Origin of the sequence: Streptomyces sp. CHD11, from assembly GCF_018638295.1 — a bacterium.
Classification (GTDB): domain Bacteria; phylum Actinomycetota; class Actinomycetes; order Streptomycetales; family Streptomycetaceae; genus Streptomyces.
Map to the genome: position 1 here is coordinate 117,152 of NZ_JABTTS010000030.1, position 15,601 is coordinate 132,752.

Here is a 15,601-nt window from a genome sequence, read left to right on the forward strand (position 1 = left end):
GAACGGGGGGACGGCCCGGCGTGCGTCAGCGGCCGCCGTTGTACGGGCCGTAGGGGCCGTCGCTGCTGGAGCCGCCCCGATGGGCGCGGCCGCCGCCGGGCAGGCCCCGCAGAGCCGGGCGGACGTCGACCATGTACACGATGGTCGCGATCAGTCCGATGATCGGCAGGAACGACAGGATGTTGAAGATCAGGTTCACCACGAAGGCGAGGGCGAGGATGATCAGCCAGAACGGCTTGGTCTTCTTGTCCGCCGCGCGGTAGGCGTCCTCACGACGCGTCGCGGCGTCGATCAGCGCGAAGCCGCTGAAAACGATCAGACCCATGCTCAGCAGCCACATGAACCCCGCGAAGCCCTGCATCAGCACAACGTCCACCACCCGATTCCGCTCGTCGTCTACGCCGTCACCGTACCCGCATCCCCCGGCCGGCTATCCGGAGAACGGGCCGGGACTCCGCAGAGTGCCCGGCCCGTCACACCATCCCGCTCCCGGCTTCCGCTCCCCGTGTCCTACTTCGCGGGCGGGGTCGTCTTCTTCGCGCTGGTCTTGCGCGCCGGGGCCTTCTTGGCGGCGGGCTTCTTCACCTCGGCACCGTTCGGGACACCGGCGGCCGGCTTGTCGTCCCTGACCTGGACCGGCTCGGGCCGGGCCGCGGGCTTCGGCTCCACGACCGGCTCGGCGACCGGCTCGGCAGCGGGCTCGACCGCCACGGCGATGTCCTCGATGCCCTCGGCGGCCTCGCCGCGCCAGGTCTTCACGGTCTGCTCGCCGCGCTCGGCGACCTTCTCGTAGGTCTCGCGGGCCTTGACCGCGTACTCGGCGGCGATGCCGACGCTGCGCAGCGCGAGGTCCTGGGCGTTCTCGCCGAGCTTCTTCAGGTCGGTGTCGAGCGAGCCGATGAGCTCGCCGACCTTGACCTGGAGGTTCTCCTGCGTCTCCCGGGCCCGGACGGTCGCCCGCTCCTGGACGGCCTTGGGGTCGGTGCTCCGCACCTTCTCGATGCGGGCCGGTGCCTCCGCACGCAGCTGCTCCACCAGCGCCGGCACCTTCTTGGCCTGCTGCAGCGCGAGATCGGCGGTACCGGCGGCGAAGTAGAGCGGGGTCGGGTCGCTGAGGGTCTTGCGCAGGTCGTCGGTGATGGCCATGGTGATGGTCCTCCCGGATATCGTTTCGGCTGAGGGTTGTATGTGCTCCGCGGCAGGCGGCCGGTGCCCTGGTCCGGCTCAGCCGGCCGTCCGCCGCGGATCGCTGTCACTGTCACTGTCGATGTCACCGGCCGCGCCGGGCCGGCTCCTGCCGGGCGTACCGCTGCGGGCCTTGTGGCTCCGGCGTATCACGGCATCGCTCTCCGGGACGTCCAACGCGCGGTCACCCGCATCTGCGGCCCCGGCCGCCTCGGACACCCCGGCCGCCTCCGCCACCTCTGCCGCATCCGCGTACTCGGCGCCGCCGAACCCGTTCTCCTTGCGGAACGACTCGTAGATCTGGAGCAGCACCTGCTTCTGACGCTCGGTCAGCGTGGGGTCGGCGATCAGCACGGCACGGGTCTCCATCTCGTCCCGGTCCCGCTCCGCGTCGAGGATGCCAGCCCGGACGTACAGCGTCTCGGCGGAGATCCGCAGCGCCTTGGCGACCTGCTGCAGCACCTCCGCGCTGGGCTTGCGCAGCCCGCGCTCGATCTGGCTGAGATAGGGATTGGACACCCCGGCAGCCTCGGCGAGCTGCCGCAGCGACAGCTGAGCGCTGCGCCGCTGCTCGCGCAGGTACTCACCGAGATTGCCGACGTTGAGCGAAGCCATGCCTCCACTGTGCCGCACCATGCTAACTATTGCAAGCAACCTGCTTGCAATAGTGCTCCACGGCACAGCACCGGGCTCGTGAGCCTGAGCACGCGCACGTTGAACCATCCGGACGGGCAGCACGTTGAGCCGATGGTCACCGACCGATGAAAGGACTGCCATGAGCCATCCGCATCAGGACGGGGCAGATTTCCAGATCCACACCGATCCGCCGATTCCGAGTGCTCGCGAGCTGGTGGACACGTACGGCGCCGACGCTGTCCGGGGTGCACTGCCCAGCAGCCTCCGACAATCCTTCGACACGGCGAACCCCTGGGCCAACATCGAAAGGGGTGAACAACTGGTCCAGACGCGAACGGACAGGCTGAACAACTTCGAACAGAACGTGCAGCAGGGCATCGACCGCCGGGGGTACACCCCTGCTGAAGCCGCAGCCGAGTGGACCCGATGGGCGCCCGTGCGACAGGAAATGCGGGATGCGGCGATTCGCTCCCTCGATGCAGTGCGAAACGCACACGACACCTACCGGACCCGCCTCGCCGAGCACGTCGAGAGGCACGGACAGACGTCGACGGTAGCGACCCGGCTGGGGCTTTACAGCACCGCACCTCTGAATACAGCGGCGGCCGCCGCCCTCGACTCGCAGCGGAACGGGCGAGGCAGGGAACGTGACCGGGATGGCCCGAGCGGCGGCAGCAGCCGTGCCCCCTTGGGATCGACCAGCGGCAACAAGCGACCACGCGGCAGAAGATGACGCCCCGGAGCCCGCGGGGCGCAACGGCAGACTGAGCGGTATGACTGCCGCAGCCGAAACCGCCGGGTCCGACCTCCGCCGCTACCTCCAGGAGGCCCGCGACGCCCTCCTGTGGAAACTCGACGGTCTCTCCGAGTACGACATCCGCCGCCCGATGACACCGACCGGTACCAACCTCCTGGGCCTGGTGAAGCATGCGGCCGGGGTGGAGCTGGGCTACCTCGGGGACACCTTCGGCCGCCCGTCCGGCGAGCCCCTGCCCTGGCTGGCGGACGCGGCGGAGACCAACGCGGACATGTGGGCCGCCACCGGGGAGTCGCGCGCGTTCGTGGTGGGGCTGTACCGCCGGGCGTGGGCGCACGCGGACGCGACGATCGCCGCCCTGCCGCTGGACACGGCCGGCAGGGTGCCGTGGTGGCCGGACGACCGGGACGGGCTGACCCTGCACCACGCCGTGGTCCGCGTGATCGCCGACACCCAGCGTCACGCCGGCCACGCCGACATCCTCCGCGAACTCCTGGACGGCTCCGTGGGAGAGCACGCGACCGCCACCAGCCTCCCGTCGACGGACCCGGCCTGGTGGGAGGCCTACCGCGGGCGGCTGGAGCGCGCGGCCCGGGAGGCGGACCGCCGGGCGTGACCGCCCCCCGGGGGGTCTCTCCGTCACCCCTTCACCGCCCCCGAGGTCAGCCCCTGGACGATGTGCCGGCTGGCGAAGGCGAAGAGGACCATGGTGGGGAGGATGGTGAGCACGGCCGCCGCGGACATCGAGCCCCAGTCGATGTTGAAGCTGGAGATGAAGCCGTTCAGAGCCGTCGGCACCGTCTTGTTGTCGTCGCTGTTCATCAGCGTCACCGACAGGAACAGCTCGTTCCAGCAGTTGACGAAGTTGAAGATGAACGCGGCCACGATCCCGGGCCGCATCACCGGCATCAGCACCCGTATCAGCGCCCCGAGACGCGACAGACCGTCGATCATGGCGGCCTCCTCCAGCGCGTCCGGGATGTTGGCGAAGAAGCCGCGCAGCATGACCGTGCAGAAGGGGACGCAGACGGCGATGTAGACGAGGATCAGGCCGAAGCGGTTGTCGACCAGCCGCAGGTCGGTCATCAGCAGGTACAGCGGGCCCAGCGCGATGAACGACGGGATCATCTGGGTGACCAGGGCCGCCATCAGCAGGGCCGACTTCGTGCGGAACTCGAACCGCGCGAGGACGTACGCCGACAGGGTCGAGATCGCCGTGGCGATCACGCCCGCGACCGTGGCCACCACCAGGCTGTTGACCAGGTACGTCCCGAAGTCCGCCTTGCCGAACAGACCTTGGTAGTTCTCCAGGGAGAACCGCTCGGGCCAGTAGGCGAGGGGGAAGGTGAAGATGTCGCCGGGCGCCTTGAGCGAGGTGACGGTGATCCAGTAGAGGGGGAAGAGGGAGAAGACCAGCCACAGGCCGAGGAACGTGAACTTGACCGCCCGGCCGGCCGTGGTTTCCTTGCCGATCACGCCCGCACCCCTCGCTTTCCGGTCTGCCGCTCCCGCGTCGCCAGCAGGAAGAACACCGCGAAGACCAGCAGGATGGCGACGACCAGGAGACCGAGGGCGGAGGCCTTGCCGTAGTCGCCCTGCTGCGTGATCTTGATCATCCAGGTGGTCACGATGTGCGTCTCGTTGTTCGGCCCGCCCCCGGTCATCCCGAAGATCAGGTCGGGGAAGTTGAAGATCCAGATGACGCGCAGCAGCACGGTGAGGGCCAGCGTCGTACGGATGTAGGGGATGGTGATCTGGAAGAGGGTCCGCGCCTTGCCCGCGCCGTCCAGTGCCGCCGCCTCGTACAGCTCGTCGGGGATCGACTGCAGCGCGGCCAGGATCATGATCGCGAAGAAGGTGACGCCGTACCAGACGTTGGCGATCAGGACGGCGATCATCGCGGTCTGCGGATCGGCCAGCCAGGCGATCGGCTCGTCGATGAGCCCCGCCTTCTGCAGCAGGTCGTTGACGACGCCGAACTCGCTGTTGAACAGCCAGCGGAACAGGATGCCGATGAGGAACCCGGAGATGGCCCACGGGAAGAAGATCAGCGCCTGGTAGAGCCCGCGGAGACGGAACCGCCGCCGCAGCCAGAGCGCGATCGCGAACCCGATCACCAGCTGCGGCACGATCGAACCCACCACCCAGAGCAGGGTGTTGTCGAGCACCGTGCTCCACGCGGGGTCGGTGAAGACGTCACGGAAGTTCTTCCAGCCCACCCAGGACGTGTCGGTGAGGTCGGTCAGGTTCCAGTTCCGGAACGCCATCTGGCTGCCGGCGATCATCGGGTAGTACGTGAAGACCGCCACGAAGACGGCCGCCGGTGCCATGAAAGCCGCGACGACCAGCCCGCGCCGGGTGGTGAACTCGCGCCGGCGCCCGGTCCGTCCGGGCGGGGCGCCCCCCTTCCGCGCGGGGGGCGCCTTGCGTACCTCGGAGGTGGACGTGGACATCGCTACTTCTTCCACTTCTCGGTCCAGTACGCGTCCCAGCCGGCCAGCAGCTCCTTCGGCGTCAGCTTGCCGAGGATCATCTTCTGCACGTCGGTGTCGGCGCGCTGCTGCCACTCCGCCCACCAGGCGACTCCGCGCGGCTGGGTGACGACGAGGTACCGGTCCGGATTCTCCGTCATGGTGACGTAGCTGGCCCACGGGCCGGTCCGGTAGAACTCGTCCTCGGCCGCCGACTTGAGGATCGGCACCAGGCTGTTCTTCTTGGTGAACGCCGTCGACGCCTCCCCCTCGGAGAGGAACTCGACCAGCTTCACCGCCGCCGCCTTGTTCTTGCTGCCGTCCGCCACGCCCCATCCGGCGGTGGCCAGCGGCTGCACGGTCTTGCCGCTGGGCCCTGCCATCAGCGGGGCGGTGCTCCACTGGTCCTGCTGGATCGACTTGGACTCCGAGACGGTGGCGATGACCTCGGGGTCCTGGAGCAGGAAGGCGGTCGAGCCGTTGGAGAAGCCCTCGACCATCTCCGGATAGCCCCAGGCCACCGACGACTTGGGCGAGGCCTCCTCGAACAGCTTCAGGTAGGTCTCCATCGCGTCCAGCGCGCCGGGCGCGGAGAAGATCGTGCTGCCGTCCTTCAGCAGGTAGCCGTTGGCCGGGTCGATGTCGTCGGCGACGTACGCCTCGATCGCGGCGGTGGCGTTGCTGTGCGCGTTGGCACCGCCCCGGAAGGCGTAGCCGTACCGGCGCTCGGACGGGTCGTGGATCTTCGAGGCCTGCTCGAGCAGTTCCTCCCAGGAGGCCGGCGGCTTGTCGAAACCGGCCTCCTCGATCAGGTCGGTGCGGTGGAAGAGGCTCAGCCCGTAGAAGCCGTAGGGCACGAAGTACGTCCTGCCCTCGCCGTCCTCGGAGGCCTGGACGGTGTTGTCGGTCAGGGCCTCCCAGCCCTTCCAGCCGGCGAGGTCCTTCTTCATGTCGTACAGCCAGCCGTTGTTCGACCACGGCCCGACGGTGATGTCCCGCACCTCCAGCACGTCGACGCCGCTGCCGGACTGGAGCATCTGCTGGATCTTCTGGTCGGCCTGTTCGGTGGGCGGCGAGACCAGGTTGACCCTGGTCTTCGGGTTCTGCTTCTCGAAGTCGGCTATCAGCTCCTTCAGCAGGTCGGAGCGGGCGGGGTTGGTCAGGCTCTCGACCATGTTGAGGGTGACTGTTCCGCTCTCACCGGGGCTCATGGTGGAACAGCCGGTCAGAACCATCGCGGCGGCGGTGCCGAGCGCGAGAGCTGCCGTCCTTCTTCTCATCGTGCTGACCTCTTCCTTCGGTGTACGGGGACGACGCCGGCGTGGGCCAGGGGAGTGCCGCCGGCGCGGGCTGGGCCTAGGAGGTGCGGTGCCGCTCGCGCGCCGCGCGGGCCCACTCGCCGAGCACGGGAACGCATCGCTCGGCGAAGTACTCGTAGTCCTCGGCGGTGTTGTAGACATGCGCGGAGAGCCGCACATAGCCGACACCGCCGAAACTGGTGAACGCGGCCTCGACGCCCAGTTCGGCGGCGGCCCGGTCCCGCAGGGCGTCGGCGGCCAGGCGGCTGTCGGCGAGGCCGTCGGGCAGCCTCACCAGCCGCATGCCGGGTACGGGCATGCCGACGTCGACGCGGGCGTCCGTGCCGGTCAGCCGGGTGACGGCGGCGCCCACGACCTGCTCGGCGTAGCCGGCCAGCTCGTCCATGTAGCGGCGGGCCGCGGGCCAGCCCCAGGTGCTGCCGACGAGGTCGAGGGCCGTCGCCGCGGCCAGGTAGTGGGTGGCGTCGACCGTGCCCTGCTGGTCGAAGCGGTCGGGGTAGGGGTCGTGGGCGCCCCAGGAGTCGATCAGCGGGTACAGCGCGTCGCGCAGCGGTCCACGCGCCACCAGGGCCGCCGTACCGCGCGGCGCGCAGCCCCACTTGTGCAGGTTGCCGGCCCAGAAGTCGCAGGTGAGACCATCGAGCGGGGCGGCGATCAGTCCGGGTGCGTGCGCGCCGTCGACGAGCAGCGGCACCCCGCGCCGCCGCAGCTCCGTCCCGAGCCGTCCGACCGGCAGCCGGCGGGCGGTCGCCGAGGTGATCTGGTCGGCCACCACGAGCGCCGTGCCCTCCCCCACCTCGGCCATCACGGCCTGGTACGCCCCCTCCTCGTCCGCGTCCAGCGGCACCCGGGCGGTGCGCACCCGGCCGCCCCAGCGGCGCGCCAGCCGCTCGGCGCCCATCGTCACGGCGCCGTAGCCGTGGTCGGTGACCACGATCTCGCCGCCGCGCCGCCGCTCCAGCCCGGCGTAGACGACGCTCACTCCGGCACTCGCGTTCGGCACCAGGGCGAGGTCGCCGGGGTCCGCGCCGAGGAAGGCAGCCAGAGCGACCCGGGCCGCCGCGAGCCGCGCCGGAAGCTCGGGGAACCACACCACCGGTGCGCGCTCCATCTCCGTGCGCAGTTCGTTCTGCCGCTGCTGTGCGGCGAGCGGTACGGCGCCGAACGAGCCGTGGTTGAGATGGCGCAGGGCGGGATCCAGCGACCAGGCCCGCGCCGCCGGCCGGCCGTCGGCCAGCAGCAGGGGACGCGGTGCGGTGGTGACCTCGGTCTCGCTCACATGACTCCCATCCGCGAGGGACACATCAGACCCTCAGGCCGAGACGTATGATGACTCGGGATGTTGGCACGCCTTTTTCGGCCATGACAAGCCCTGTGCAGCAAAGAAGTCGGATGACTTACGGCCGACACATCCAAGACATCTGATGACCCGCCTCGCTACAGTGCTCCGAGGGACGACGGGATCCGCCGGTCCCGCCAGGGGAGGAATCGGATGTCCGCAGTCGACAAGGCGTTCCACGGCCTACGGCACATGATCGCGACGGGGCGGCTCGGCGCCGGGGAGCGCATTCCCCCCGAGGCGGATCTCTGCGAGGAACTGGGCGTCTCCCGCGGCTCACTGCGCGAGGCGGTGCGCATGCTCGCGGCCCTGGGCGTGATCGAGCCGCGCCACGGCTCCGGCACCTATGTCTCCCAGCTCCGGCCCGAGGACCTCATCGGCAGCCTCTCGCTGACCCTGCAACTGCTGCCGCTGCCCGGCCTGCTGGAGGTCTACGAGATCCGGCGCGTCCTGGAGGCGCACGTCGCCGCCAAGGCCGCCGCCCGCGCGACACCCGGGACGATCGAGACCCTCTTCTCCCTCATCGAGGCCATGGAGGCCACCGAGGACCCCACCGAGGCCTCGGAGCTCGACCACCGCTTCCACGCCGAGATCGCCCGCGCGGGCGGCAACCCCACCCTCGCCTCGCTGCTCGCGGTCTTCCGCGCCCGCTCCCGCAAGTACCAGGTCTTCACCCTCCCCGAGGGCCCCGACCTGCGCCGCAAGAGCGACGCCGACCACCGCATCCTGGCCACCGCGATCGCCGACCGCGACCCCGGCACGGCAGCGGGCGCGGCCGAGGCCCACGTCGCCCAGACGGAACGCTGGCTGCGCGCGCTGATGCCGCCGGTGGAGGAGACGGAGCGGGACGACACCCCCTCCGCCTGACCGGGCCCACCCACTTTTTTGTGCGTACTTGGCGTCCGGCGCGGTGCGGGCGAACCTTGTGGTGAACCGACCGGGGCGCTCAGCGGAGGGAGGGAGTGCGGGCAGGCGTCGTCATGAGGCCGGAGGGCGGACCCCGCCCAGCTTCTCGAGGCGGCGATGGCCCCAGTCCGACAGGGGCGCCAGCGCCTCGGAGAGTTCACGGCCGAACCCGGTCAGCGAGTAGACCGTCTTCGGCGGCAGTACGTCGTGCACCTCCCGGTGCACCACGCCGTCCGCCTCCATCTCGCGCAACGCGTCGGTCAGCACCTTCTCACTGAGGCCGGGCACCCGTCGGCGCAGTTCGGCCGGACGGTGCGGACCGGACTCCAGCAGCCACAGCAGCGTGGTCTTCCACTTGCCCTCGATCACGGCGATCGCGGCGGTCACCCCGCAGACGTCCGGATCATGCCGCCGGTGCACCATGACGCGCCCCTTTCCTCATCAAATGACCTGCACTTCAACGGAGTCACCACCATGTCTTACACCACCGACCAGTCCGCCGCCGTGACCGTCCTCGGTCTCGGACCGATGGGCCGGGCACTGGCCGCGGCCTTCCTGGACGCGGGTCTGCACACCACCGTCTGGAACCGCACCCCGGGCCGGGACGGCGAACTGACCGCGCGGGGCGCGGTCCCGGCACCCACTCCCGAGGAGGCGGTCGCCGCAAGCCCGCTGACCGTCGTCTGCGTGGTGAACTACGACGCCTCGGACGCCGTACTGCGCCAGGCCGCCGTCACCACCGCGCTCAAGGGCCGGACGGTCGTGAACCTGAGCGCCGACACCCCGGAGCGCGCCCGTGACACGGCAGGCTGGGCCGGCCGGCACGGCATCCGCTACCTGGACGGCGCGATCATGACCCCCACGCCGGCCATCGGCACGGACGACGCGGTGTTCCTGCACAGCGGGCCCCGGGAGCTGTACGAAGAACACCGGCCGGTCCTGGCGGCGCTCGGCGGCACCCACACCCATCTCGGCGAGGACACGGGCCGGGCCGCGGCGTACGACATCGCGCTCCTCGACATCTTCTGGACGGCGATGGCCGGCTGTACGCACGCCCTCGCGCTGGCCCGCGCGGAAGGCGTCACCGGCGCGGAACTCGCTCCCTTCGCCCAGGGCATCGCCGCGATCCTGCCACCGATGTTCACCGAGTTCGCGGCCGACAGCGACACCGGCACGTACCCGGGCGAGCTCAACCCGATCACCTCGGCCGCGTCCACGATGACCCACATCGTGCACGCCTCCGAAGCCCACGGGATCGACGCGAGCGTCATGCGGGTGATCGAGGGCCAGGCCCGCCGGGGCATCGCCCTGGGGCACGGCACGGACGGGTTCAGCCGGGTGGGCGAGGTCATCGGCCGGCGCTGAACAGCCGCCCGCCCGCGGGTGCGCCGGTTCCGGCAGGTGCCTGGTCCTCCTGGACCAGGGCGCGGGCCAGACAGGGGTTCGCTGTGAAGCGGACCGGGAGACCCAGTGCTCCGGTGGCGACGGTCAGGGTCACCGCGTAGGAGTCCACCGCGCGGCGGACGTTGGGGGCGTCCAGGCCCGCGCCGGTCACGATGCGGTCGAGGTCGACGTACGCGGAGCGGACGATCTCCAGTCGGCGGTACGCCTGCCAGTCGTTCCGCCAGTCCCGGGTGTACTCGGATGGCAGCCGGCGCTCCCAGCGGCTGAACATCCGGTCACGGATCTCCGGGCGGGTCGGGGTGAGGTGCATGTGCCGGACCAGGTCGTAGAGGGGGTCGCCGATCAGGGCCATCTCCCAGTCGATGATGGTCAGCGCGTAGGGGTCGTCACGGCGTACCAGGTTCCACGGGTTCAGGTCGCCGTGCAGCAGGGACGGCTCACGGTGGCTCACCTCCTGCCGGGACAGGATCTGGTCCAGTCGCGCGGCGTCCGGCAGACCCAGTCGCCGGGCGAGTTGCCGCGACTTCCTGGGCAGCTCACGGACGAGACGGACGAGCTGGTCCGTGATCCACCGGTAGAAGCCCCGCTCTCCGGCCAGCGGATCCAACCGCCGGCAGTCCACCCGGGTCAGGGCGCAGAGCTGGTCCACGAGACCGTCCGCCTCGTGCGGCAGCAGCCCGTTCACGGGGTGGTTCGGAGGGCGGCCGATGTCCTGCGGGCCCACGTAGGTGTGGATGACGAAGCGGTCATGGGGGTAGCTCTCGCCCAGGGCCAGCGCTCTCGGCGCGGCCACGGCGACGGGGGCCTCCTCGATGCCGCGCAGCACGGCGTGTTCGCTGAGGAACCGCGGCTCCCTCCGGCACACTTCGGGCAGTCTGCGCCGTACGACGACAGGCTGGTCGACGCCCTGGACCCGCACCACGGTGTTGAGGTGAGCGGTGCCCTTGAAGACCCGTCCCGCCGGCGCCGCGCCCTCCACCGCGAGGGCGCCCAGGACGGCGGCCTCCGGGAAGTCCTCGGGCAGCGGCAGCCGCCGGTCCTGCCGCCAGCCGAAAGCCGGGTCCGCGGGACCGCGGCCGCCGCTGCCCCCGCCACGGCGGGACGTCAGCCAGCGGAACAGCGCGCCCTCGATCTCACGCGCCCCGGGCACACTCCGCAGCCGCAGCGGTACGGCGGCCGCCGCCAGCGCCCGGCCCACCTCCGCCGTCGCCTCGTCCAGGTTCTTCTGGGAGAACGCGGAGAACGATTGCTCCAGATTCCGGGCGGCCCGTATCACGTCCGGGAAGACGGACTGCGCCCGCTCGAAGGCCAGGTAGTGACCGAGGTCCTTCGCCAGTCCGTTGACGGCGGCGGGGCGAACGCGCCGCATGGCCTCCTCCCACGCGTCGATCACCTCCGGCCACTGGTGGTCCGGGTACCGCATGCGCACCAGATGGGTCGCCAGGTCGTGCAGCGGGTCGCCGTAGGTCGCCAGCTCCCAGTCGACGCAGACGAGCGGGAGCGTGCCGCCGCAGGAGACGATCAGGTTGTCGCGGTGCAGGTCGGCGTGGAGGAGGCTGTACGGCCGCCGCGCCATCACGGGTGCCCGCTCGGCCAGCCTGACCAAGGCGTCCTCCGGGATACCCAGTGCCGCGAACAGTCCACCGAAGACGGCCCGATTGGACTGCCGGATCTGCTGGTCCGCCAACCGCGCGAGCGTCCGCAGAAAGCCCTGGCTGTCGGTGTCGTTGCGGGGCCAGCCGGCCGGCAGCGGAGGCAGCGCGCTGCGCCGCACCTGGGCCATCTGGGCGAGCAGCCCGGCCAGCGCCTTGATGAGCAGCGTGTCCACGGGCTTCCCGATCCCGCAGACGCTGGACAGCGGTACGCCTTCCACATGGCTGTGGATGGCGAAACCGGCCCCCTTGGCGAGGCACCGCGGCACATGCGGCAGGATCCCCTCGACCGCGCCGAGGATCTCGTCCTCGTCGTCCCAGGTCCTGATCACGACCGGCACAACGTCGGACCGGCGGATCCGCACGGTCACGGGGGTTCCGGGCTCACGTCCGAGCAGCCGCGCCTCCGGCTCGGTCAGCGGGAGCACGTAGTTCCGGTTGTGGTGTCCGCTGCTGGCCACACCGCGCCGGGTGGCGAGTCCCACGAAGTCCCGGAGCCGGACGCCGGGCGCGGCGGGTCCCCCGAGGGCGGGTCGGGGAACAGGTGGTGCGCCCACTGGCCGCTCCGGGAGGTACGAGGGGGTCACATCTGAAGGTAGGCACGCGGCCTCCCCTCCCGCATGCGGAGTGCCGCGTGCGGGACCACGTCGGGGCGCGGTGTCACCCGTCTGCCCGACGCCGTGGAAGCCCGTTCGAGTCGGCTGATGTACCCCTGGGTACGAACGGAGGCGAGCGCTTGCTCAATCGGTGCGCGAATGGTAGCGCATGCCGGTCGAACCACCAGCGATCAGCATGACGCGAGCGGCCCGCTTCCCGCGCGGTCCGCCCGCTCGCCCCCGCCCTGCTGACAGGTCAGGCCTGACGCAGTTCGCGGACCAGCCGGAGGACGGGCTCCAGGGAGCCGACGACGGTGCCGGCGCCCGCGTCGCTCAGCAGCTTGCCCTTCTGCTCGTTGCGGGCGTAGCCGAGGAACGGTACGCCGGCCGCCCGCGCGGCGAGCAGATCGGACGGGGTGTCGCCGATCATCAGGGCGGCGGCGGGGGCGGCGCCGATCGCGTTCAGGGCGCGGTGGATGCAGTGGGGGTGGGGTTTGAGGTGGTTCAGTTCCTGGGTGCGGCCGTAGAAGTGGGGGGTGAAGCAGGGCACGAGGCCGCGGGAGGCGAGGTACCCGCGCACCACACGGGGGGAGTTGTTGGTGGTGATGGCCAGGCGGATGCCGACCGCGGTCAGGGTACGGATCAGCGGATCGGCGTACGGGGTCGGCATGGCGGAGGCGGTGGCCCGCAGCTCCTCCTGGGTCAGCCGCTCCTCCAGTTCCGCGACGAGATCGCTGCCGGGGTGCCGGCGGTCGACGGCGCGCAGGACGACATGCGGGTCCAGGGACTCGCGTTCGTCGTCCGTGAGCAGCCCGTGCAGACCTCGCCCCTCCAGCCAGGACGCCAGATCGCCTGCCACCCGCTCCGCGGAGTGGCCCGCGAACAGGCGGCAGATGGGGCCGTCGAAGTCCCACAGCACGACGCGGGCGTTTCCGATCAGGTCCCGCAGGTCACTCGGTTCCGGCTCCGGCTCCGGTTCCGGTTCCGGTTCTGTCCAGGTCTCGGCCTTCACCGCATCGGTCCGTGTCGTCTCAGAAGTCACTAGGAGAGTGTCAGGTCCGACGTGATGGTTTCCCAGAGGGCGTCGAACCACTTCTGTGATTCCTCCACGAACGCCTCGTCCCGCTGGCCCGCCTGTTTGAGGTAGGAGAAGAGCAGCGAGGTCGAGCCCAGGACGTCGTACATCTCCAGGGTGCGGCTCTCCCACTCCTCCTCGCGCCGCGTGAGCATGTAGTAGCCGAGCAGCGCCTCGTCCCCGTTGAGGAGGTACAGCTTCACGGGCGGGGTGAAGGGCAGCGCGCGGAACGAGACGCGTACGTCGATGCCGTGGGTGGCGCGCAGGGCGAGGAGGTTGTGCTGGAGCACGCGGGCCTGGGCGTTGCGCATCGCCAGCCAGCGCTCGTGCACCGGGTTCTCGCCGCCGTCGGCTTCGACGGGGACCGGGAAGGCCAGGTTGATGGAACGGGAGGGCAGGAGGATGCGTACGTCGACCGAGTCGGGGCGGATACGGCCCTCGTGAATGTGCCGGACCGGTTCGCTGAGCGCCAGCATGAGGCTTTCGGAGGTCAGGCAGAGCGCGTCGATCCGCACCCGGCCCGTCTCGAAGGCGCTCGCCAGGCGCGGCGCCAGGGCCACCATCGTCGGCTGGGGTTCCTCGCGGGCGGCCTGGGCGGGGGCGGGGTTCGCGATCCTCGGCGGGCTGCCCTTGCTGACGTTGCTGAGCAGGCCGTCGTCCTGGAGGGCGCGCAGCGCCTGACGGACGGTGCCGCGCTCGACACCGAACTCCTCGGCCAGCTCGGCCTGCGTGGGCAGCCGGTCGCCCGCCTTGAGCTCACCGGCCCGGATACGGTCCCGCAGGATGTCGGCGATCTCCTGCGGGGTGAGCCTGCTGCTGCCGTTCACTGCCACGTTCTCCTGGGTCACGACCAAACGCTACAACTTCGATCCATCTAACGGGAGTTGTTTGAAAGTTGTTTCCGAGTGGCAACCAAGTAGAGACAAGTGCTGCATAGTTGGTTGCCAACTCCGTCAGGTTGGTGTCACCGCTAAGGGGGGAAACACCATGCAGTTCCTCACTCTGGTCTCCGCGGTCCTCATCATCACCGTCCAGCAGCTCGTCGAGTGGAGGTTCGGGGTGGCCGGCCTGATCGGCCTGCTGATGCTCACCCTGGGCATCAGGGCCAACCGTCCGGGCATCAGCTCCGCCGGGGCGGTGCTGCTCGCGCTGCTGGTGTCGAGACCCGCCCTGTGAGAGGCCGCCCCGGCCCGGACACCCGGGGGAGACGTCAGCTCGTGAGCACCAGCTCCGAACTGATGGTCTCCCACAGTGCGTCGAACCACAGGTGCGACTGCTCCACGAACGTGGTGTCGCGCAGGCCGGGACCCTGCCCGAAGGCGAACAGCATGGACCGTACGCCCTGGGCGTCGTACATCTCCAGGCTCCTCTGGTCGATCAGCGCCTCACTGCGGGCCACCGTGTAGTAGGCGAACAGCGCCTCCACGTTGTTCAGCAGATACAGCTTCACCGGCGGGGTGAAGGGCAGCGCGCGGAACCGCACCCGTACGTCGATGCCGTGCGTCGCACGCAGGGCCTGCAGCTGGTGACGGAGCACCTGGCCCTGGGCGTTGCGCATCGACAGCCAGCGGGCGTGCAGCGGCCCTCCGGTGCCGTCGTGCCCCTTGACCGGCACCGGGAAGGCCAGGTCGATGTCCCGGCTGGGCAGCAGGACCCGCACGTCGACCTTGGCCGGTTTCAGTCGCCCCGCGTGGATCTGGCGCAACGGCTCCCCCATGGCGAGGGTCAGGGAGATGGCGGTCAGGCAGACGGCGTCGATCTCGACGTGCTCCGCCTCGAAGGCCGCGGCGATCCTGGGAGCGAGGGCGACCGTGGTGGGCAGCGGGGGTGCGGCGGGGCCGGCCCGACCCCCGACGGGGCGGTCGGCGACGGTCGCCGGAGCACCCTTGGAGACGTTGGTGAGCAACTGCTCGGACTGCAGAACGCGCAGCGCCCGGCGTATCGCGGGGCGCTCCACACCGAACTCGGCGGCGAGCCGGGCCTGCGTGGGGATGCGCTCGCCCGGTCGCAGCGCACCGGTCCGGATCCGTGCGCGCAGTTCATCGGCCACCTCGTGATGGGTCCGCTGTGGCCGCTGCGACGTATCCCGCGCCTTGACGGAGGCATGTTCCGGATCCACAGCCAAACCCTACAACTTCTCGCCATCTTCAGGGAGTTCGGCGGAGGGTGGTTATAAGCCTCTTCCAAGTGGAGATAACTAAAAACAAGTTGGTCACCAACTCGCACAACCTGGTCATCCCACTCAGGGGTTGGCCGCCAGG

At 70.3% G+C, this 15,601-nt stretch carries 17 protein-coding genes; 5 read left to right on the forward strand and 12 right to left on the reverse strand.

Going from position 1 to position 15,601, the window contains the following annotated elements; genetic code table 11:
• Positions 1-25: 25 nt before the first annotated feature.
• The 3 genes from HTV45_RS26920 to HTV45_RS26930 form a co-directional block, all read right to left on the reverse strand.
• The gene (locus tag HTV45_RS26920; RefSeq protein WP_215208552.1) at positions 26-361 is read right to left on the reverse strand and encodes a DUF2516 family protein; all 336 of its coding nucleotides are present in this window, start codon (positions 359-361) and stop codon (positions 26-28) included.
• Between the two features lie 149 nt (positions 362-510).
• Positions 511-1,146: a hypothetical protein gene (locus tag HTV45_RS26925; RefSeq protein WP_215208480.1), complete on the reverse strand. Its 636-nt coding sequence runs from the start codon at positions 1,144-1,146 to the stop codon at positions 511-513.
• Positions 1,147-1,224: 78 nt separating this feature from the next.
• Positions 1,225-1,800 (reverse strand): helix-turn-helix domain-containing protein, encoded by a 576-nt coding sequence (locus tag HTV45_RS26930; RefSeq protein WP_215208481.1) that lies wholly within the window; start codon positions 1,798-1,800, stop codon positions 1,225-1,227.
• 160 nt (positions 1,801-1,960) lie between these two features.
• On the opposite strand from HTV45_RS26930, the gene HTV45_RS26935 reads away from it, so the two are divergent.
• Together HTV45_RS26935 and HTV45_RS26940 are read left to right on the forward strand one after the other, a co-directional pair.
• Positions 1,961-2,554, forward strand: coding sequence for a hypothetical protein (locus HTV45_RS26935; RefSeq protein WP_215208482.1), 594 nt, complete (start codon positions 1,961-1,963; stop codon positions 2,552-2,554).
• A 40-nt stretch (positions 2,555-2,594) separates the two neighbouring features.
• Positions 2,595-3,194, forward strand: coding sequence for a DinB family protein (locus tag HTV45_RS26940; protein ID WP_215208483.1), 600 nt, complete (start codon positions 2,595-2,597; stop codon positions 3,192-3,194).
• Between the two features lie 23 nt (positions 3,195-3,217).
• On the opposite strand, the gene HTV45_RS26945 is transcribed toward HTV45_RS26940, so the two are convergent.
• The 4 genes from HTV45_RS26945 to HTV45_RS26960 all read right to left on the reverse strand — a co-directional run bounded on the left by HTV45_RS26945 (position 3,218) and on the right by HTV45_RS26960 (position 7,647).
• Positions 3,218-4,054 carry a carbohydrate ABC transporter permease gene (locus tag HTV45_RS26945; protein WP_215208484.1) on the reverse strand — a complete coding sequence of 279 codons (837 nt, stop codon included), beginning with the start codon at positions 4,052-4,054 and terminating at the stop codon, positions 3,218-3,220.
• Positions 4,051-5,031 (reverse strand): carbohydrate ABC transporter permease, encoded by a 981-nt coding sequence (locus HTV45_RS26950; RefSeq protein WP_215208485.1) that lies wholly within the window; start codon positions 5,029-5,031, stop codon positions 4,051-4,053. The genes HTV45_RS26945 and HTV45_RS26950 overlap by 4 nt, the downstream gene beginning before the upstream one ends.
• Before the next feature lie 2 nt (positions 5,032-5,033).
• Positions 5,034-6,329 carry a sugar ABC transporter substrate-binding protein gene (locus HTV45_RS26955; protein ID WP_215208486.1) on the reverse strand — a complete coding sequence of 432 codons (1,296 nt, stop codon included), beginning with the start codon at positions 6,327-6,329 and terminating at the stop codon, positions 5,034-5,036.
• Between the two features lie 76 nt (positions 6,330-6,405).
• Positions 6,406-7,647 carry an aminotransferase class V-fold PLP-dependent enzyme gene (locus tag HTV45_RS26960; protein WP_215208487.1) on the reverse strand — a complete coding sequence of 414 codons (1,242 nt, stop codon included), beginning with the start codon at positions 7,645-7,647 and terminating at the stop codon, positions 6,406-6,408.
• Between the two features lie 213 nt (positions 7,648-7,860).
• Here HTV45_RS26960 and HTV45_RS26965 point away from each other — a divergent pair, with 213 nt between their 5' ends.
• Positions 7,861-8,574, forward strand: coding sequence for a FadR/GntR family transcriptional regulator (locus HTV45_RS26965; protein WP_215208488.1), 714 nt, complete (start codon positions 7,861-7,863; stop codon positions 8,572-8,574).
• Between the two features lie 111 nt (positions 8,575-8,685).
• On the opposite strand, the gene HTV45_RS26970 is transcribed toward HTV45_RS26965, so the two are convergent.
• Positions 8,686-9,036 carry a helix-turn-helix domain-containing protein gene (locus tag HTV45_RS26970; RefSeq protein WP_103541225.1) on the reverse strand — a complete coding sequence of 117 codons (351 nt, stop codon included), beginning with the start codon at positions 9,034-9,036 and terminating at the stop codon, positions 8,686-8,688.
• A 51-nt stretch (positions 9,037-9,087) separates the two neighbouring features.
• On the opposite strand from HTV45_RS26970, the gene HTV45_RS26975 reads away from it, so the two are divergent.
• Positions 9,088-9,978 carry an NAD(P)-dependent oxidoreductase gene (locus HTV45_RS26975; protein WP_215208489.1) on the forward strand — a complete coding sequence of 297 codons (891 nt, stop codon included), beginning with the start codon at positions 9,088-9,090 and terminating at the stop codon, positions 9,976-9,978.
• Here HTV45_RS26975 and HTV45_RS26980 read toward each other — a convergent pair.
• From HTV45_RS26980 to HTV45_RS26990, 3 genes are all read right to left on the reverse strand, one after another.
• Positions 9,962-12,130 (reverse strand): aminoglycoside phosphotransferase family protein, encoded by a 2,169-nt coding sequence (locus HTV45_RS26980; RefSeq protein WP_308309759.1) that lies wholly within the window; start codon positions 12,128-12,130, stop codon positions 9,962-9,964. The genes HTV45_RS26975 and HTV45_RS26980 overlap by 17 nt on opposite strands.
• 391 nt (positions 12,131-12,521) lie before the next feature.
• Positions 12,522-13,358, reverse strand: coding sequence for an HAD family hydrolase (locus HTV45_RS26985; RefSeq protein ID WP_215208491.1), 837 nt, complete (start codon positions 13,356-13,358; stop codon positions 12,522-12,524).
• Positions 13,307-14,194 (reverse strand): winged helix-turn-helix domain-containing protein, encoded by an 888-nt coding sequence (locus HTV45_RS26990; RefSeq protein WP_215208492.1) that lies wholly within the window; start codon positions 14,192-14,194, stop codon positions 13,307-13,309. Before HTV45_RS26990 ends, HTV45_RS26985 begins: the two co-directional genes overlap by 52 nt.
• Before the next feature lie 133 nt (positions 14,195-14,327).
• Here HTV45_RS26990 and HTV45_RS26995 point away from each other — a divergent pair, with 133 nt between their 5' ends.
• Positions 14,328-14,516 carry a hypothetical protein gene (locus tag HTV45_RS26995; protein ID WP_215208493.1) on the forward strand — a complete coding sequence of 63 codons (189 nt, stop codon included), beginning with the start codon at positions 14,328-14,330 and terminating at the stop codon, positions 14,514-14,516.
• A gap of 34 nt (positions 14,517-14,550) precedes the next feature.
• Here HTV45_RS26995 and HTV45_RS27000 read toward each other — a convergent pair whose 3' ends face one another.
• Complete coding sequence (locus HTV45_RS27000; RefSeq protein WP_215208494.1) at positions 14,551-15,465, reverse strand: GntR family transcriptional regulator; 915 nt, start codon at positions 15,463-15,465, stop codon at positions 14,551-14,553.
• Positions 15,466-15,601 lie beyond the last annotated feature (136 nt).

Excerpts from the sequence above, each read along its gene's own strand:
- HTV45_RS26920 (WP_215208552.1), bottom strand. The coding sequence starts at position 361 with ATGCAGGGCTTCGCGGGGTTCATGTGGCTGCTGAGCATGGGTCTGATC.
- HTV45_RS26925 (WP_215208480.1), bottom strand. The coding sequence starts at position 1,146 with ATGGCCATCACCGACGACCTGCGCAAGACCCTCAGCGACCCGACCCCG.
- HTV45_RS26930 (WP_215208481.1), bottom strand. The coding sequence starts at position 1,800 with ATGGCTTCGCTCAACGTCGGCAATCTCGGTGAGTACCTGCGCGAGCAG.
- HTV45_RS26935 (WP_215208482.1), top strand. The coding sequence starts at position 1,961 with ATGAGCCATCCGCATCAGGACGGGGCAGATTTCCAGATCCACACCGAT.
- HTV45_RS26940 (WP_215208483.1), top strand. The coding sequence starts at position 2,595 with ATGACTGCCGCAGCCGAAACCGCCGGGTCCGACCTCCGCCGCTACCTC.
- HTV45_RS26950 (WP_215208485.1), bottom strand. The coding sequence starts at position 5,031 with ATGTCCACGTCCACCTCCGAGGTACGCAAGGCGCCCCCCGCGCGGAAG.
- HTV45_RS26955 (WP_215208486.1), bottom strand. The coding sequence starts at position 6,329 with ATGAGAAGAAGGACGGCAGCTCTCGCGCTCGGCACCGCCGCCGCGATG.
- HTV45_RS26965 (WP_215208488.1), top strand. The coding sequence starts at position 7,861 with ATGTCCGCAGTCGACAAGGCGTTCCACGGCCTACGGCACATGATCGCG.
- HTV45_RS26970 (WP_103541225.1), bottom strand. The coding sequence starts at position 9,036 with ATGGTGCACCGGCGGCATGATCCGGACGTCTGCGGGGTGACCGCCGCG.
- HTV45_RS26975 (WP_215208489.1), top strand. The coding sequence starts at position 9,088 with ATGTCTTACACCACCGACCAGTCCGCCGCCGTGACCGTCCTCGGTCTC.
- HTV45_RS26995 (WP_215208493.1), top strand. The coding sequence starts at position 14,328 with ATGCAGTTCCTCACTCTGGTCTCCGCGGTCCTCATCATCACCGTCCAG.